The sequence below is a fragment of the Bifidobacterium sp. LH_424 genome, assembly GCF_056356895.1.
Genome location: NZ_JBKEVC010000001.1, coordinates 566,286 through 583,899 on the forward strand (window position 1 = coordinate 566,286; position 17,614 = coordinate 583,899).

Annotated in this window: 15 protein-coding genes; 11 read left to right on the forward strand and 4 right to left on the reverse strand. The window is 66.4% G+C overall.

Annotation, left to right across the window (positions count from 1 at the left end; genetic code table 11):
• Positions 1-113 precede the first annotated feature (113 nt).
• Positions 114-944 carry a histidine phosphatase family protein gene (locus tag AC1AYP_RS02300; protein ID WP_034528342.1) on the forward strand — a complete coding sequence of 277 codons (831 nt, stop codon included), beginning with the start codon at positions 114-116 and terminating at the stop codon, positions 942-944.
• A 111-nt stretch (positions 945-1,055) separates the two neighbouring features.
• Positions 1,056-2,357 carry a uracil-xanthine permease family protein gene (locus AC1AYP_RS02305; protein ID WP_476544582.1) on the forward strand — a complete coding sequence of 434 codons (1,302 nt, stop codon included), beginning with the start codon at positions 1,056-1,058 and terminating at the stop codon, positions 2,355-2,357.
• Between the two features lie 122 nt (positions 2,358-2,479).
• Here the strand turns inward: AC1AYP_RS02305 and AC1AYP_RS02310 are convergent, their stop codons facing one another.
• On the reverse strand, positions 2,480-3,559 hold the full coding sequence (locus tag AC1AYP_RS02310) for an AraC family transcriptional regulator (RefSeq protein ID WP_476546643.1): 1,080 nt from the start codon (positions 3,557-3,559) through the stop codon (positions 2,480-2,482).
• 226 nt (positions 3,560-3,785) lie between these two features.
• Here AC1AYP_RS02310 and AC1AYP_RS02315 point away from each other — a divergent pair, with 226 nt between their 5' ends.
• The 3 genes from AC1AYP_RS02315 to AC1AYP_RS02325 all read left to right on the forward strand — a co-directional run bounded on the left by AC1AYP_RS02315 (position 3,786) and on the right by AC1AYP_RS02325 (position 6,884).
• On the forward strand, positions 3,786-3,947 hold the full coding sequence (locus AC1AYP_RS02315; protein ID WP_476532095.1) for a hypothetical protein: 162 nt from the start codon (positions 3,786-3,788) through the stop codon (positions 3,945-3,947).
• A gap of 148 nt (positions 3,948-4,095) precedes the next feature.
• On the forward strand, positions 4,096-4,803 hold the full coding sequence (locus AC1AYP_RS02320; RefSeq protein ID WP_476544633.1) for an SDR family oxidoreductase: 708 nt from the start codon (positions 4,096-4,098) through the stop codon (positions 4,801-4,803).
• Positions 4,804-4,937: 134 nt separating this feature from the next.
• A complete protein-coding gene (locus AC1AYP_RS02325) occupies positions 4,938-6,884 on the forward strand; it encodes a DEAD/DEAH box helicase (protein ID WP_476544584.1) in 1,947 nt (648 codons plus the stop codon).
• 107 nt (positions 6,885-6,991) lie between these two features.
• On the opposite strand, the gene AC1AYP_RS02330 is transcribed toward AC1AYP_RS02325, so the two are convergent.
• Entirely contained in the window at positions 6,992-8,281 is a 1,290-nt protein-coding gene (locus AC1AYP_RS02330; RefSeq protein WP_476501735.1) for an alpha-amylase family protein, read from the reverse strand.
• Positions 8,282-8,692: 411 nt separating this feature from the next.
• Between AC1AYP_RS02330 and AC1AYP_RS02335 the strand changes: the two genes are divergently transcribed.
• Positions 8,693-11,584, forward strand: coding sequence for a CAP domain-containing protein (locus AC1AYP_RS02335; protein ID WP_476532099.1), 2,892 nt, complete (start codon positions 8,693-8,695; stop codon positions 11,582-11,584).
• A gap of 128 nt (positions 11,585-11,712) precedes the next feature.
• Here the strand turns inward: AC1AYP_RS02335 and bcp are convergent, their stop codons facing one another.
• Positions 11,713-12,216 carry a thioredoxin-dependent thiol peroxidase gene (gene bcp / locus AC1AYP_RS02340; RefSeq protein WP_476546644.1) on the reverse strand — a complete coding sequence of 168 codons (504 nt, stop codon included), beginning with the start codon at positions 12,214-12,216 and terminating at the stop codon, positions 11,713-11,715.
• A gap of 238 nt (positions 12,217-12,454) precedes the next feature.
• Complete coding sequence (locus tag AC1AYP_RS02345; protein WP_476546645.1) at positions 12,455-13,321, reverse strand: D-hexose-6-phosphate mutarotase; 867 nt, start codon at positions 13,319-13,321, stop codon at positions 12,455-12,457.
• Between the two features lie 78 nt (positions 13,322-13,399).
• On the opposite strand from AC1AYP_RS02345, the gene holA reads away from it, so the two are divergent.
• From holA to tsaD, 5 genes are all read left to right on the forward strand, one after another.
• Positions 13,400-14,368, forward strand: a complete 969-nt coding sequence (holA, locus tag AC1AYP_RS02350; RefSeq protein WP_476546646.1) for a DNA polymerase III subunit delta — start codon at positions 13,400-13,402, stop codon at positions 14,366-14,368.
• A gap of 17 nt (positions 14,369-14,385) precedes the next feature.
• Positions 14,386-14,970, forward strand: coding sequence for a tRNA (adenosine(37)-N6)-threonylcarbamoyltransferase complex ATPase subunit type 1 TsaE (tsaE, locus tag AC1AYP_RS02355; protein ID WP_476544634.1), 585 nt, complete (start codon positions 14,386-14,388; stop codon positions 14,968-14,970).
• A 99-nt stretch (positions 14,971-15,069) separates the two neighbouring features.
• On the forward strand, positions 15,070-15,900 hold the full coding sequence (tsaB, locus tag AC1AYP_RS02360) for a tRNA (adenosine(37)-N6)-threonylcarbamoyltransferase complex dimerization subunit type 1 TsaB (RefSeq protein WP_476546647.1): 831 nt from the start codon (positions 15,070-15,072) through the stop codon (positions 15,898-15,900).
• Positions 15,900-16,529, forward strand: a complete 630-nt coding sequence (locus AC1AYP_RS02365) for a GNAT family N-acetyltransferase (RefSeq protein ID WP_476546648.1) — start codon at positions 15,900-15,902, stop codon at positions 16,527-16,529. The genes tsaB and AC1AYP_RS02365 overlap by 1 nt, the downstream gene beginning before the upstream one ends.
• The gene (gene tsaD / locus AC1AYP_RS02370) at positions 16,526-17,569 is read left to right on the forward strand and encodes a tRNA (adenosine(37)-N6)-threonylcarbamoyltransferase complex transferase subunit TsaD (protein ID WP_476546649.1); all 1,044 of its coding nucleotides are present in this window, start codon (positions 16,526-16,528) and stop codon (positions 17,567-17,569) included. The genes AC1AYP_RS02365 and tsaD overlap by 4 nt, the downstream gene beginning before the upstream one ends.
• Positions 17,570-17,614: the final 45 nt, after the last annotated feature.

Sequence of the window (17,614 nt, forward strand, 5' to 3'; positions counted from 1 at the left end):
CGCCGCGCGTATGACCGTCATACGCGCGGCGGCGTTTTCGATTATGCTGGAAATCCGCATGTTCCGGTGGTTCCGGAACGCATTCGACGACGACACGACGAAAGGAGACGCCCATGAGCATGCCGCTTGACCTCTATGTGATCCGACACGGCGAATCCGAGGCGAACATCATCGTCCAGGCGGGGGACCGGGGCGACAATTCGCTGTACACGCAGGACAACGTGACCGTGCCCGACCGCTCCTGGCGACTGACCGGCACGGGGCGCAAACAGGCCGACTGCATCGGCCGCTGGCTCGTCGGCCAACAGCAGCTGTTCGACCGTTATCTCGTCTCCCCGTACGTGCGCACGCGCGAAACCGCCGCCACGATGGCCCTGCCCAAGGCGAAATGGGAGGAGAACCGCGTCATCCGCGAACGCTCCTGGGGTGAGATCAACACGATCACCAAGGACGAGTTCAAGACCAACTACGCGCGCAACTGGATGTTCAAGAACACGGACCCGCTGTACTGGCGTCCGCCGGCGGGCGAATCCGTGGCCGACGTGGCCGAGGACCGCGTGCACAACGTGCTCAGCTCCCTGTCGCGCAAATCCGATCTGGGCAGCGTGGTCATGGTCACGCACGGCGACTTCATGCTCGCGCTCATGCTCACGCTGGAGGACCTCTCGGACGAGGAGTTCCTGCACCGCGCCGCCTCGCCTGACTGGGCGATCACCAACTGCACGTGCCTGCACTACACGCGCCGCGATCCGGAGACCGGACGCACCTCCAAGCGCATGCACTGGGAGCAGACCGCCCGGCCCGTCCTCAACGAGGAGACCGGCAAATGGGAGGTGAAGGTGGACCCGTGGCGCGAGTTCAAGCGCCCGTACCTCTCGAACGGCGACCTGGTGGACGTGGTGCACGCCGTCGACCCGCATCTGCTCGACTACTACGGCAAGTGACGCCGGTGGCGTACCGAGGTGCCGACGCGCCGACGCATAGGGCGGCTACAATGGCTTCGAATCGCGGGGACGAGGTATGCCCCGCAAGAGAGAAGCTAAGGAGAGCCACTTATGAGCGAGCCCAAAGGCAACATCTTCCAGTGGAAACTGCACGGCGACGGCAAGACGCTCGCGCCCGGCGAGGTCGTCGAACCCGATGAGCGCCTGACCTGGACACGCACCGCGGGCATCGGCGCGCAGCATGTGATTGCCATGTTCGGCGCCACGTTCCTCGTGCCGATCCTCACCGGATTCGACCCGTCCACCACGCTGTTCTTCACCGCCATGTCGACCGCATTGTTCCTGCTCATCAACAGGAACGTGCTGCCCAGCTACCTGGGTTCCAGCTTCGGCTTCATCGCGCCGATCACCGCCGTCACCACCGCGCACAAGGGCATCGCCGTCGCCAGCTTCGGCATCATGACGACCGGTATCCTGCTCGCCCTGATCGGCATCGCCGTGCACTACGCTGGCGCCAAGTGGATCGACATCATCATGCCGCCGGTCGTCAACGGCGCCATCGTCGCGATCATCGGCTTCAACCTCGCGCCCAGCGTGTGGGCCAACTTCCAGAAGGCGCCCGACACGGCCATCGTGACGCTGCTCGCCGTGCTGCTCATCGCCGTGCTGTTCAAGGGCCTGCTTGGCCGTCTCAACATCCTGCTCGGCGTGATCGTCGGCTACGCGTACGCGTGCTTCCGCGGCCAGGTGGACTTCTCCGCCATCGCCGACGCCGCATGGGTGGGTCTACCGAAGTTCCACATGCCGCAGGCCGACCTCACGATCCTGCCGATGTTCCTGCCGGTCGTGCTCGTGCTCGTCGCCGAGAACGTCGGCCATGTCAAGTCCGTGGCGCAGATGACCGGCCGCGACTACGACGACCAGATGGGCACCGCCCTGCTCGCCGACGGTCTCGGCACCACGCTCGCCGGCTTCGGCGGCGGCTCCGGCACCACCACGTACGGCGAGAACATCGGCGTGATGGCCGCCACCAAGGTGTATTCGACCGCCGCCTACTGGTGCGCCGCCGCCTTCGCGCTGATCCTGTCGCTGTGCCCGAAGTTCGGCGCCGTCATCAACACGATCCCCGCCGGCGTGCTCGGCGGCGTCACCACGCTGCTCTACGGCATGATCGGCATGATCGGCATCCGCATCTGGGTGGAGAACAAGGTCAACTTCGACAAGCCGCTCAACATCATGGTCGCCGCCATCACGATGATCATCGCGATCGGCCAGTTCGCGTTCACCGTGAACGGCATCTCGTTCAACGGCATCGCCATTGGCACGATCGTGATCCTCGTCGCCTACCACGGTCTCAAGGCCGTCGGCAAGATGACCGGCACCATAGAGAAGGACGACCCCGACATCCTGTAATCCCGGCATCTCCTCCATCATCTCCCATGGTGCGGTGAAATCCCCATGGTGCGGTAGGGCGTTTCGGCGGAATTCCGCCGAAACATGGAATCCCCCTTACCGCACCATGGGGATTCGTCGTCCTAGGCGCGGGCGTTGCGATAGGCGTTGGGGGTCATGCCGAAGCTTCTGCGGAAGACGCTGATGAAATAACTCGACGAGGAGAACCCGCAGGCACGCGCCGTCTCTGCCACCGAGGCGTCCGTGCCGGTCAGCATGCGTTTCGCCGCCTCCAGACGGCGGTCGGTGAGACATTCTCCCGGCGTACGGCCGACATGCCTGCGGAACAGGATGCAGCACTGGCTACGGCTCACCCCGCCCGCCGCGGCGATGTCGTTGAGGTTCAGCGGCTCGTCGAACCGTCGTTGGATGAGGCCGATCATGTTGAGCACCGACATGCGGTCGCGTTGGTCGGCCACGTCGTCGGCCGTCCTGCCGTCGGAATCCCCCGCGGGGGAGAAACGGTCGATCACGGCGTCGCACAGGCGTATCGCGGCCGCGACGGCGGGCAGCGGGTCGTCGCCGGCATGGCGGTCGCCTCGTGCCGACGAGACCGGCGAGAACGGTGAATCCGATGGAGTCGATGCGCCCGTCAATCCGGATACTCCCGGCACCGCCGGCATCCCCGATATTCCCGACGATCCGGCCGTGGCCGTCGCCGCCGTCGCGTCGGTGCCGGCGGCGCCACGCATGCCGCCGCCCGGCGTGAGGCGTACGACCTCCTCGATGCCCATCAGCACGTCGCGTTGCCATGGCACGTCGGGAGACAATGCGAGGCAATCGTCCATGCGCTGGGCGAACGCCCGCTCGCAGCGTTCTCGCGTCGCCGTGGTCAGGTTCTCGAATAGTTCCGTGCCGATGACCGCGCATGAGAACCACGCCTCCTTGCGTTCGGGGGAGAAGGAGTAGTGGAGCCGGCTGGAATTGACCACCAATCCGTCACCGGGGCGCATGATCACCGTGCGCCCGTTGACGAAATAGTGGAGCGTACCGCTGACCACGCGGACGAATTCGAGGTCCCGATGCCAGTGACAGGGGCAGCGGTGGTCGGCGAACGCGGAAATCGGGTCGCAATGCGCGTAGATCGGCAGCTCCGGGATGTTGTAGTCGATGCGTTCCGACATGTCGGAGAACACCTTGATCCGTCTCGTCACCGTCGCCATGCTCTGCCCCGTTTCCCGGCTCCACCGTTGTCGATTTCACTGCGTATACGATTTTGATATTATCATCGCCGTTGACGCGATGATGGTCCCGTGGCGAAGCGTTCCTGAGCCGTATGATTGAGGCATCTTCGCACTGCAGTGGAAGAACGGAAAAAGGAATGCGACTCGCCGGGATATGGACGATTACGCCATATCCCGGCCTGTCGGAACCAAAGGAGTGATTCCCATGCGTACCATCATCGACACCGAAATGAACGTCAAGGCCGTCTCCATGCTCACGCGCTTCTTCGCCGCCTGCCGCGAATGGATGGCGGAACGCCTCGCCGTCCCGTACGAGGACGACTGGCTGGCCATCTGGTACCCGAAGAACGTCGCGCAGATGGCATGATTCATCGGTCCCAGGGCCACCTATGGCACGCCGGAACGCGACCGAGAGGGCGCGCCGCCGGGCGAAACGCGAAACCGCGTCGGAACGGTTCGATAGCCTGAACCATGACCCAAGAACCCATCCTCGTGAGGGAGAACCGGATATGGCAATGCAATCGAACGGGAAGAACATCGCGATCGTCACCGGCAGCGCGCTCGGTCTCGGCTACGAGCTGGCCAGGCAGCTCATCGCCGAAGGCTGGTTCGTGGCGGGCGTCGACTTCAACGCCGAGCGCCAGGCCGAACTCGAAGGGGAGTTCGGCGCCGAATCCTACAAGGCGTTCGTCGGCGACGTGTCCGACGAGGCGTTCGTGAACGCCTCCATCGCCGAGATCGCCGAACTCGGCCACGTCGACCTGCTCATCAACAACGCCGGGCAGCCCTCGTTCAAGACGCCCACCGCCTACGAGGCCGCCGACGTGGACAAGTGCCTCAAGGGTCTCAAAGGCATGATCCTGTGGTCGGTCGCCACGCTCAAGGCGGACGGCGAGGCCGATCTCAAGATCGCGAACGTGATGAGCACCGCCGCCACGCGCGGCAACGCCAACGAATCCGTCTACTGCGCGACCAAGTGGGGCGAGAAGGGCTACACGCAGAGCCTCAAGGCCGCCTACAAGGGCACGAGCGTGAAGATCGTGGGCGTCTACCCGGGCGGCATCGACACCGCGTTCTACCGCGACAGCCACGACTACGTGTCCGAGGAGAAGCAGCACACGTTCATGGACCCGGCCCAGCTCGCCGGCGTGATCCTGTTCAACCTCGTCAACGACGCGAACCTCACCGTCTCCGACATCCTCATCGAACGCAACTACGTGTGACCCACATGGAGTGATTGATCGGACCGTAAGGCCGATGCCTTGCGTGCGACGCCGCACGCAAAGTATCGGCCTTACGCTACTGTCGTATGGTTTGCGCAAACCGCGCATGATCCCATATGACATGAAAGGCCGTTGTGCCAGATACAACCTTCCCTACGCCCGTCGTCGAGACGCGCGCCAAGACCTTCTTCGAACTCGGCGTCCCCGAGCCGTTGTGCCGCGTGCTCGACGCGGACGGCAAGACCGAGGCGTTCCCCATCCAGGAGGACACCCTTCCCGATTCCCTCGCCGGACGCGACATCCTCGGCCGTGGCCGCACCGGCTCGGGCAAGACGCTCGCCTTCTGCATCCCGCTCGCCGCGCGCCTGTGCGAGGCCGCGTGGGAGCCGGGCATGGCGATGTCCGAATTCCGCCGCAACGTCAAGTTCATCCGCCGCGAGCATCTCGCCGAACGCGAGGAGCGCGGCTTCCTGCCACATCCGCACGGGCTCGTGCTCGCGCCGACGCGCGAGCTCGCCAACCAGATCAACGACGTGCTCGAACCGCTCGCCCGCATGATGGGCATGACCACGACCACCGTGTACGGCGGCGTCAAACAGAACCGTCAGGTGCGCGACCTCAAGTCCGGCGCGGACATCGTCGTCGCTTGCCCGGGTCGTCTCGAGGACCTGCTGCGCCAGAAGCTGCTCACCCTGTCCGACGTGCGCGTCATCGTCATGGACGAGGCGGACGAGATGGCGGACATGGGCTTCCTGCCGCCGGTGCGCCGCATCCTCGGCCAGATTCGTCCCGACGCGCAGCACATGCTGTTCTCCGCGACGCTCGACCACGGCGTCGACGGTCTGGTGCGCGAGTTCCTGCGTGAGCCGAAGACGCACAGCGTGGACGAGCCGGCCGCCGTGGTCGATACGATGACCCAGCATGTGTTCGAGGTGGCGAAGGACGACAAGTTCGAGGTGGTGCGTCAGCTAGCCGCCGGAACCGGCAAGCGCATCCTGTTCACGCGCACCAAGTTCCAGGCGAAGAAGCTCGCGAAGAGCCTGACGAACAGCGGCGTGCCCGCCGCGCAGCTGCACGGCAACCTCAACCAGAACCAGCGCGACCGCAACCTCGCCGCGTTCGAGGACGGCGACGTGAACGTGCTGGTCGCCACCGACGTGGCGGCCCGCGGCATCGACGTGAGCGACGTGGAGCTCGTCGTGCAGATCGACCCGCCGGACGATCCGAAATCGTTCGTGCACCGTTCTGGCCGCACCGCGCGCGCCGGCCATACGGGCGACGTGGTGACGCTCGTGCTCCCGTTCCAGCGCCGCGAGGCGAAGCGCATGCTCAAGGCCGCCGGCATCGACGTGAAGCCGATCGCCGTGCGCCATGATTCGCCGGAAGTGCAGGAGCTCGTGGGGGAGCGCGCCCCGATCGTCAAGGATTGGAACCTCGACGACACGCAGCCCGCCGGCAATCCGCGCAAGCGCAAGGACCGCAAGGCGCGCAAGGACGACAACGCCCAGGGAGGCAAGCGCGGGAACGGCAGGCGAGGCGACGGCGGAGCCGGCAGGTCGCGCACGCCCGCGAACATCACGTTCGTCGACGACTTCGATGCGGTCGACGAGACCGGATTCGACGATCCGTTCGCGGACGACGGCGACGATTCGCGCCGGAACCGTCGTGGCGGCCATGGTGGTCGCGACGACCGCCGCGCGGACCGTTCGACGCGACGTTCCTCCCGTGACGAGCGCGGCCGCGACCGACGCGAGCAGCCGGCCGGGCGGAAGAACCGTGCCGAGCGCCGCGCCGGTATGCGCGACGCCGAGGCGGAACGCCGCGACCGCCGTTTCGAGACCGGAGATTCGCATCGCTCCAAGCGGGGCGGCTACCGCGACGACACACGTTCGGACCGCAGCTCGAAGGGCGGCAACGGAGGCAAGCGCATCCACCGCAGGGACGAGAACCGCGTCGTGCAGGACGAGCGCGGTGAGGCCGCGAAGCGCCACGACCGCCGCATGATCGCCAAATACGGTTCCACGGACGGCCCGCGCCGCCGCCACTCCAAGCGCAAGACCATCCCCTTCCGCACCCGCTGATCCCCTCCTTATGCTCCTCTGGTTCCTTCCAGAGGCATTGGCTTTTTCTCTTGCTCCCCCTGAAGGGGGAGCTGGCGGCGAAGCCGTCTGAGGGGGTGCACCCGGCGCTAATACCGGTACGCCACACGCCCATCCGCATCGGAAATCGTGAACGTCGGCTCGTCCTCGACGCTCAACTCCACGCGGATGTGCGTGTGCCCGTCTGCGGCGACCGCCCGGTACACGTAGCGCTTGTTCTCGAGCACGTCCTTCTCGACGCGCGCGTCCTGCAGCCACGGGTTGCGGCGGCGCAGCGCGATCAGCGCCTGGTGCAGGCGGTACACGGGCTCGCCGAGCTTCGACAGCTGCTCCGGCGAGTCCGGGAATTTGGGCCGCACGTCGTCGTCGCCGCCGAACCGCTGCTCCTTGACGCCCACGTAGCCTTGCTCGTCACCGTAGTAGATGCTGGGCACGCCTCCGACCGTCATCAGCACCGCCAATGCGAGCGCGGCCTTCTTCGGCCCGATCTCGGAGGCGATGCGGGTCACGTCGTGGTTGCCGATGAACGTCTGTGGAATGAACGTGTCCAGGAACGCGTTGTGCCGGGTGAGGTTCCAGTCGAGTTCGAAGAAGTTGTCGGTTTCGAGCGCGTGACGGATCGACTTCCACAGCTCGTACTGCGTGATCGAATCCATCGTGGATTCCACCGCGATGCGCGGGTAGTCGCCGTGGATCACCTCGCCGAAGATCCACGTATACGGGTGCGCGGCCTTCATCTGCGGCAGCACCTTCGCCCAGAATCCGCTCGGCACCGCGTAGGCGGCGTCGAGCCGCCAGCCGGATGCGCCGCGGTCGAGCCAATGGTTCATCACACGCGTCACGTAGGTGACCGTCTCGTCGCTGCCGTGGTCGAGGTCGACGAGGTCGCCGTGGCCTTCGAACACGTCGAGCACCGGCTCCCCGTTTGCGCCGGTCGCGGTCTTGACGAGTCCATGCCAGGGGTTCCCGGCGGGGGAGAGCGTGCCGGAGGCCTCGTCGAGCGCTGCCTGGACGGCCGGGTGGCGGCGCGACACGTGGTTGAAGACGCCGTCGAGAATGATGGACATGCCCATGCCGTGGCAGGCTTCGGCGAGCCGGTCGAACGCCGCGTCGCCGCCGAGCCGCACGTCGACGTGCATGTGGTCGAGCGTGTCGTAGCCGTGCGTGGCGGATTCGAAGATGGGGCCGAGCAGCAGACCTGACGCGCCCAGGTCGCGCATGTACGGCAGCCAGGGAATCAGCGCGTCGAGCCCCCGGCCGTGGAATTCGCGCGGACCCTGCGGGCGGATGTCCGCGCCGCAGAATCCAAGCGGATACACCTGCCAGAACACTCCGTAACGTACCCAGTCCGGCAGTTCGTTCGCCTTGTTCGCAACCATCAGGCACCTCCTGTCCGATGCGGACGGCACCACCCATCCGCGTTGACACCGTGTCTATTTTCTCACGATTAGAATGATGCGCGCGCAGGACGCGCCGCGTCGTCGGAATCGCGGCACGAGAACGGAGCCGGCTTTCCCACATAATGGTCATGGGCTCAAACTTTGCCCGTAGTGGCGCATCATAGACACATCGAGATGATTCATGGCTTGAAGACTCGGCGAAGTCGCCGGTGCGGCACGCCTCGAACGACGGCGTTCACGACAGGTTCGCGGGGTTTGTCCGGTTGTGAAGGATGTCGGGCCCCTCCGAGGATATTCTCCCCTGATTAGGCCCGACGGTCGGGCGAGTGTACAGGGACGTATTCGCCCGGTCTCGGACAGGCACATCCCTGATGAGTGGAAGGACTCGAGATGAAGAACGGTTCGAAGGCGGCTCTCGCGGTTGTGGTGACGGCGGGCACGTTGTTGGCTCCGCAGACGGCGATGGCCGGCGAGACGGCCACGCCGACCGATCAGAGCGCGGCCCAACAGGTCGAGCAGGCCCAAGCGCAAGTGCAGGCGGCCCAGGCGCAGATTGCCTCGGCGGCTCCGTCAGGCGTCCCGGAGGCACAGGCGAAGGCCGATGCGGCGGCGGCCGCGCTGGACCAGGCGCAGCAGGCATTGGACGCGGCCCAGCAGAGCCAGCAGGCGGCGCAGGACCAGCAGCACAAGGCCCAGCAGAGCCAGCAGGTCGCGGCGGAAAACCAGTCACAGGCGGCGAAGGACGCACAGGACGCTCCCGCGAAGCTCGAACAGGCGCAGCAGGCGGCGAAGGATGCGCAGACCTCGTTGGATGAGGCGTCGAAGCAGCTGGATGCCGCCACCGACGAACAGTCGAAGGCCACCCAGACCGAGTCGGATGCCCAGGCGAAAGCCGATGCGAACGACAAGCAGGCGCAGGATGCGCATGCGAAGCTGGATCAGGCGCAGCAATCGGCGGATAATGCGCAGGCCAAGGCGGACAAGGCCGACGCGGACAAGGCCCAAGCCGAAACGGACAAGGCCCAAGCGGACGAGGACGTGGCGGATGCGACCCAGGCGAAGCAGACCGCTCAGTCGCAGCTCGACCAGGCCACCTCCGGCAAGGACGCGGCGGACGCGGCGAAGAATGCGGCGGACGCGGCGGCGGCGAAGGCGCAGGCGGACCTGAAGACGAAGCAGGCCGAAGAGGCGGATGCGGCCGCGTCCAAGCAGGCGGCGGACGAAAAGGTCACGAAGCTCGAGCAGGGCGACACGGGACTCAACGAGGCCGCCGCCAAACTCGCCAAGGCCGAACAGGCGTTGAAGGACGCGCAGGCGGCGCAGGCGCAGGCGGACGCGGCGAAGAGCGCGGCGGACGCGGCGGCGGCGAAGGGCCAGGCGGATGCGGCGGACCTTCAGGCACAGGCGGACGCGGCACAGAAGACGGCGGACGAGAAGAAGACGGCGGCGGACAACGCGCAGGCCCAGTGGGACAAGGGCGCGTTCGGCTTCTACGAGACGTACGGATACCAGAAGGCGGTCGGTCTCAGGGATGGAGGCACGGGCGACTCCCAGGTCGACAGCTGGTCGGAGGCGTACAAGAAAGGCGTGGCGGCCGGCACCATCCGTCCGAATGATCCGGACAGCGCATTCAGCCTCGACAATATGGCGAAGGCCGTGTCATCGATGAAGAAGATCAACGAAATCCGCAAGAGCCTGGGACTCCCGGAGCTGAAGTGGAGCGCATGGGAGCAGGCGATGGCGCAGTCCGTCACCGACGGCAATGCGTTCGGCAACATGGGCCATGATTTCTACGACAGCGGCCAGAACCTCGCATGGGGGTACGGCGAACAGCCGGAACAAGGCTGGTACTATCAGGAGAAAAAGGTGTGGGATGCCGCGGTCGCCAAGGACCCCAGCCTCGAGCAGTACAAGAACGACCCGTATGCGCTGATGCAGAAGGACTATGCCCTGTACGTCTCGGTCGGCCATTACCTGAACATCATCAATCCGCAGGCGACCACGATCGGCGGAGGCTACTCGGCCGGGAAAAACGTGTCAGGCCAGAACTACGGCTGGGATGCCGGCGATCTGACGGTCGACGAATACGAGAAGCAGCTGACCTCCTACATGGACGGATTGAAGAACGCGCCGCAGGCCTACCAGGAGGCTTTGGCGGCGGCCAAGTCCGCGTCGGACGCGGCGGCGAAGGCGGCGGACTCGTACGCGAAGCTCGTCGAACAGGCCAAGACCGCGCAGGCGGCGCTCGACAAGGCGAACGGAACCGTATCGGATAGCGAGAAGGCCCTCGCCGAAGCGAAGGAGGCGTACGAGGACGCCCTCGCCGCGCAAGGCGACAAGGCGGACGCGTTGAAGAAGGCGAAGGAGGAGCAGTCGAAGGCCGCGGATGCGCTTACGGCCGCGAGAACCGCCACCGAGGCCGCGAAGAAGACCGTCGATGAGACGGCTTCAGCCGCACAGGCCGCCGCCGACAAGGCGGCGGACGCACAGGCCGCGGTGGACGCCGCCAAGCAGGATGTGACCGATGCGGACGCGAAGCTCCAGGACGCCACCCAGCGTGCCGCGGACGCGCAGTCGCGCATCGATGGGGCGACCGCCGACAAGGCCGCTGCCGAATCCGAATTGAAGGATGCGAAGGCCGTTCTGACCGCGGCGAAGACCGCCGCTTCGAAGGCGGATGCGGATAAGGCCGCGTCCGACAAGGAGCTTGCGGCGGCGAAGCAGGCCGTCAAGGACGCGAACGCCAAGGTCGAGGCCGCGAAGACCGCCAAACAGGACGCCCAGGAGGATCTTGACAAGGCGAACGGGGACATCGACCGCTACACGGACGCGCAGGCCCGTCTCGACGCGGCCAACAAGGCCTTGGACGAGGCGAACAAGGCCTTGGACAAGGCGAACGCGAAGCTCGACGAGGCGAACAAGGCGCTTGATGCGGCGAAGGCCGACTACGAGGCGAAGAAAGCCGACAAGGCCGCGTCCGACAAGGAGCTAGCGGCGGCGAAGCAGGCCGAAGCGGATGCCAAGAAGGCTTCGGAGGAAGCCGCCAAGAAGCAGGATGCCGCCCAGTCCAAGGTCACGCAGGCGAAGAAGAGCCAAAAGGCGGCGGTGAAGGCGAAGAACGAAGTGGAAGCGAAACTCGACGGCACACCCACCGACGGACTTGCTTCGACAGGGTCCGACCAGTCGACGATGCTCACGCTCACCGCGATTCTCGCCATCGTCGGCACCGGCGCGGTGCTTATCCGCAGGCGTCAGACCAGGAGCGATTCCTGGGATCGGTGATATCGCTTTCCCGGGCGTCCCTCCGGATGCGATGAGGCGTTCCACGAAGATTCTTCCTCGGGGAACGCCTCATCGTGGCAGGATGCCGCCACCGTGTCCGACGATGGCGGAAGACGGGTCGGCTTCGGTCAGCCGAGCCGCTTCAGCAGCGAGTCCACATGGCCTTTGGCGCGCACGTTGTAGCGGGCGAGCGTGATCGTGCCGTCCGCGTCGATGGCGAACGTGGAGCGGATCACACCCACGTGCGTCTTGCCGTACAGCTTCTTCTCCCCGTAGGCGGCGTACAGTTTGTGCACCGTCAGGTCCGGGTCGCTCAGCAGCGGGAACGACAGGTGGTCGCGTTCGCGGAACCGCTGCAGTTTGGCGAGCGGATCCTTCGAGACGCCGAGTACCGTGTAGCCGAGCGAACCGAGTCGCGCCATGTTGTCGCGGAAGTCGCAGGCCTCGGTGGTGCATCCGGGCGTCATCGCCGCCGGATAGAAGTAGAGCAGCACCTTGTCCCCTTGTGAGGTGAGTTCGGACAGGGTGACGGTGGTCTCGTCGCCGTCCGGATTCACCGCGGGGAGTGTGAAGTCCGGAGCCGGTTGACCGGTCTCGAGACGGGATGGCAGCGGTTCGGTTTCGGTTGGCATATTGTCTTTCCCCCTTGTTGTGTGAATTGTCGTGTTTCAGCGGGACTACCCCTCAGTCGGCATTGCCGACAGCTCCCCTAGCAAGGGGAGCCAAAGATAACGTCGTGGGACTACCCCTCAGTCGGCTTCGCCGACAGCTCCCCTGACAAGGGGAGCTGAAGACGAAAAGTCGGCTTCGCTTAGCCAGGGGAGCCGGGGACGGATAGGCTTCGGCTGACTAGGGGAGCCGAGGGCGGAGCTACTTTACGGCGAGGGTCTGGGAGAGGGTGTGGGATTCGCCGGGGTGGAGCGTGATCATGCGGTCGCGGTTCGCGGCGGCCTCCACGCAGGCGAATCCGCGCCATTCGCCGGCCTCCAGGTCGCCGATCGCGTTGCCGGCCTCCTCGCCCGGATTCCACACGACCGTCGCCGTCGCTCCTCGCGAGGAGATCAGGATCGTGCGGCCGGCCGCGTCGTCATGCAGTTCGAGCGGCGCATCCGTCAGATAGATGCGGTCGACCATCGTGCCGTCGAACGCCACGTCGCCCGACTGCGTGCGCACCGGGAAGCCGGGCAGCGTCGTGTCCAGATAATCCGCGCCGTCCAAGCCGACGACGCGGGCGCGCGTCACGTCGTCCACCGCCAGATACGTGTGCAGCGCCGCCTCGTAGGAGAACGCGGCGTCGCCGTCGTTCGTCACCGTCAACGCCATCGTGATCGACTCGCCGGCGTCCACCGTGTAGGACGCGTGGAAGCGCGGGGCGTCGTTGCCGACGAACTGCGCGAGCGTCGCGTCGTCGATTTCGTCGGAGTCGAGCGCATACTCGGCGTGACAATCCGTGATCGAACCGTCCACCGGATGCCAGAAGCTCGACCGCGCGAACCCGTGCTTGGGCGTCTTCGTGGCATCGTTGGCCGGATCGAATCCGGAATTGAACCATGGGAAGATGACCGGCACGCCGCCGCGGATCGCCTTCCCCTCATGCAGATGGATTGCACGCGGACGCCAGACCACGTCCGACTGTCCTTGAGGCGCCCAACGCAGCACGTGCGCGCCGTAATCGCTGATCGAAGCGGAACCGTCGGCGTTGACGAGATCGCGGATCGTGAACGATGCAGAACCCATGTTTCCTCCAAACCACAGATGATGGGCGGGTCCGTTCCATTATGCCAGTTGTCCAGCGGATGTGGGGTGATGGGGGGCATGGCAAGACAGGCAGGCAAGGCACCGGTCATCGTGGTGTACGGGGGAGACCCGTATCTCAACGGCGAAACCGTGCGCGAACAATGCGACGCGGCGCTGAAACGCCGACCGGACGCGGAACTCGTCGAACTCGACGCGGCCACGGCGGACCGCTACGCCTTCGACGAGGCCGTCAGCCCCTCCCTGCTCGCCGACGTGGCCGTCGTGCGCGTCGACGACCTGCAATCCGCGGACGAGAAACTCGGCGACAGCATTGTCGACTACTGCAAGCAGGCGGCCGCCGACCCGGACAACTCCAGCATCGTCATCTGCCGGCACGAGGGCGGCAACAAGGGCAAGCGTCTGCTCGATCGGCTCGTCCGCGCCGGCGCGCGCAAGGTCGAGGTACCCGACCTGAAGAAGCCGGACGCGAAACTCAACTACGTGCTGCAATGCTTCGAGAAACAGGGCAGACGAGTCGAGCCGATCGCCGCCCAGCAGCTCGTCGACGTGCTCGGCGGCAGCATCGGCGAACTCACCGCCATGTGCGGGCAACTGTGCTTCGATTTCGACGACGATCCGATCGGACTGGACCGGGTCAACCAGTATCTGACCGCCAACGCGCAGGTCACCGGATTCAACGTGGCCGACGCCGCCATGGCGGGCAACACGGCCGACGCGATTGTCAAGATGCGCTCCGCCGTGGAACAGGGCGTCGAACCGGTCGCGCTCATCGGCGCGTTGGCGTCGAAGCTCAGGGCCGTGGCGAAGGTGTCCGCGTTCAACACGGGCAGGATCAGCGCCGCCGAACTCGGCATGTCCCCGTGGGCGCGCAAATACGTGAAACTCGGCGGCTGGACGTCCACCGGCATGGCCGCGTGCATCCGCACGCTCGCCTGGGCCGACGAGGAGTGCAAGACCAACGGGGGAGACCCCATGTATGCGCTGGAGCGCAGCATCGAGACGATCGCGACGAAAGGACGGGCATGAGCGGGGAGCGAAACGGGATGCGGGGCGACGGGACGATCGTCATCGAGGCGCCTACGGGCGACGACATGCGTGCATTGGGACGCCGTATCGCGGCGCGCGTACGTGGCGGCGACGTGCTGCTCCTGTCCGGTCCGCTTGGCGCCGGCAAGACGACGCTCGCGCAGGGATTCGGCGAAGGGCTCGGCATCGGTGAGCCGATTGTCTCGCCGACGTTCACCATCGCCCGTGAACTCGACGGACGGTTCGCCGACGGGAGTCCCGCGCATCTCGTGCACGTGGACGCGTACCGTCTCGGCGGCGCCGACTACGCGCCCGGACAGGCGGCCGTGAACCGTCTGCTCGACGAACTCGAATCGCTGGGACTCGACGAGGAGCTCGAAGACACCAGCGACGATACGGTCGTGCTCATGGAGTGGGGCGAGCAGATGGCCGCCGCGCTCGCGCCGGAACGGCTTGAAATCCACATCGCGCGCCCGCTGTCGCAGACCGGTCCCGGCGTCGCGTCCGGTGCCGTGGACGCCGACGGCGAACTCACGAGCGACGGCACGCGCACCGTCACGCTGGTGCCGGTCGGTGCACGCTGGAGCGGATTCACGCTCTGAGCGGGCGGCCCGCATGCGGCGGTGTACACTCTCTACAGGTCTGACTACAGGTCCGAAGAATCATATCGGAGGAATCACGAGCACACGTCGGGAGGATGCATGGGCTGCACATTGGTGATCGACACGTCATACGGTTCCACCGTAGGCGTCACAGGGCATGAACCAATCGTCGAGACCGACTCGCGCACCCACGTCGAACGACTGCAGGTGAACATCGCGCGCGGGGTCGGCGAAGCCGGATACGCGCCGCGCGACATCGAGACGGTGATCGTCGGCACCGGTCCCGCGCCGTTCACCGGACTGCGCGCCGGCATCGTCGCCGCCAAGGCGCTGGCGTTCGCCACCGGCGCGGAACTCATCGGCCATGATGTACTCGCACCGCAGGCGCAGTGGAACCTCATCCGGCGCGGCAAGGCCGGCACGCTCGGCGATCCGAAGACGCGCCACGTGCTCACGCTCGCCGTGAACGACGCGCGCCGCAAGCAACTCTACTTCGCGCTGTATGCGAGCCAGCTCGACGGCGATGGAACCGGCGAGACCGGTGACAACGGGAACACCGGAACCGCGGTCCGCGTGCTCATCGCCATGGACATCGACTATCCGGCATCGATCGCCGACCGCGTAAACGCCGCCGTACGCGAGGTCGCGGCGACGACGGACGGCGAGATCGTCGTCGACGTCGTCGGCCATGGCGCGGCGAAATACGCCGACGCGCTGCGCGGCATCGACCATCTCGGCGACGTGACCGACGAATCCGTGTTCGACCAGGGACGGCAGGGCGTCGAGATCTTCGCGACCGACGCGACGCTCGCGCATGCGCGCGACCCGCAGGCACCCGTCGAACCGCTGTATCTGCGCCGGCCGGACGCCGAGGTGCCGGCGCCGCTCAAGCACGTGCTCGGCCATGAGGGAGCGGGGAGGAAGGACTGATGCTCGTCGCACTGGACGACCTCGACCGTGAGACCGCCGTCGCCGCCGTACGCGCGCTGGAGGTCGAGCTGTTCGGCAACCACGCGTGGAGCGAGAACGCGGTACGGCAGGAGCTCGACGCCCCCGCACGCGTCTACGTGTTCGACTGCGAACGCGAACAGGGCGATGGCGAATGCGGAGACAGGGGGGAAGGCCATGTGCCGGGCCCCGACGGCTGCGTGCCGGGCATCGTGCGCGGATTCGCCGGATACTGGTACGACGGCGAGGACGCGGAGATCATGGACGTCGGCGTCGGCCGACGCTACCAGCGCCGCGGACTCGCCGCGCGCATGCTCACCTGGCTGATCGGCCACGCGCGCGAACAGGGCGCGCGACGCATGCTGCTCGAAGTCGCCGTGAACAACGAGCCCGCCATCGCGCTGTACCGGCGGTTCGGATTCGAACGCATCGGACTGCGCAGACGCTACTACCAGCCGGAAGGCATCGACGCATACGTGATGGCGCTGGAACTGAGCCCGCGCGTCGTCGGGTTCGCGGGAGCGAGGAGCCGCGAGGTGAGCGGGGCGGACGCGACGAATACGGCGGCGGGCGGAACGGACATGAACGGAGAAACGGAGAAGACGCGATGAGCGAACCGATCGTACTGGGCATCGAATCCACTTGCGACGAGACGGCGGCCGCCATCGTCCAGGGGCGCACGCTGCGCTCCAACGTGGTCGCCTCCTCGATGGAGGAGCACGCGCGCTACGGCGGCGTCATCCCCGAGATCGCCTCGCGCGCGCACGCCGAAGCGTTCGTGCCGTGCGTGTCCAAGGCGCTGGCCGATGCCGGCCTCGAACTCGCCGATGTGGACGCAATCGCCGTGTCCGCGGGCCCCGGACTCGCCGGATGCCTCGCCGTCGGCGTCTCCGGCGCGAAGGCACTCGCTTGGGCGAGCGGCAAACCGCTGTACGGCATCAACCACGTGATCGGACACATCGCCGTCACCCAGCTCCAGTTCGGACCGTTCCCCAAGGACACGCTCGCCCTCATCGTCTCCGGCGGGCACACGTCGCTGCTGCACGTCGAGGACGTGGCACGGCACATCGACGTGGTCGGCACCACGTTGGACGACGCGGCGGGGGAGTGCTTCGACAAGGTGGCGCGCCTGCTCGGCTTCCCCTACCCGGGCGGCCCGCACATCGACCGGCACGCGCAACACGGCGACCCGCATGCGATCCGCGTGCCGCAGGGACTCACGCAGGGTAAGGCCGGCGCGAAGCACCCGTACGACTTTAGCTTCTCCGGCGTGAAGACCGCCGTCGCCCGCTGGGTGGAGGGGGAGCAGGCCGCGGGGCGCGAGATCCCCGTCGACGACGTATGCGCCTCGCTCGCCGACTCGGTGGCCACCGTGCTTGCGAAGAAAGCGATGCGCGGCTGCCGCCAGTACGATTCCGACACGCTGATCGTGGGCGGCGGATTCTCCGCCAACTCGCAGCTCAGAGCGAAACTGCTCGAATTCGGACGCTCCAACGGCGTCGAAGTGCGTATCCCGGAACTGAAGCTGTGCACCGACAACGGCGCGATGGTCGCGATGCTGGGCGTGAACCTCGTCGAGGCCGGGGTCGCGCCCAGCGCGCCCGATTTCGCCATCGACTCGGCCATGCCGCTGACCAAGGTGGTGATGTAGGGATTTCGGCGCCGGTCTTCGATGCCGCGTAGCGCGACACGCCGA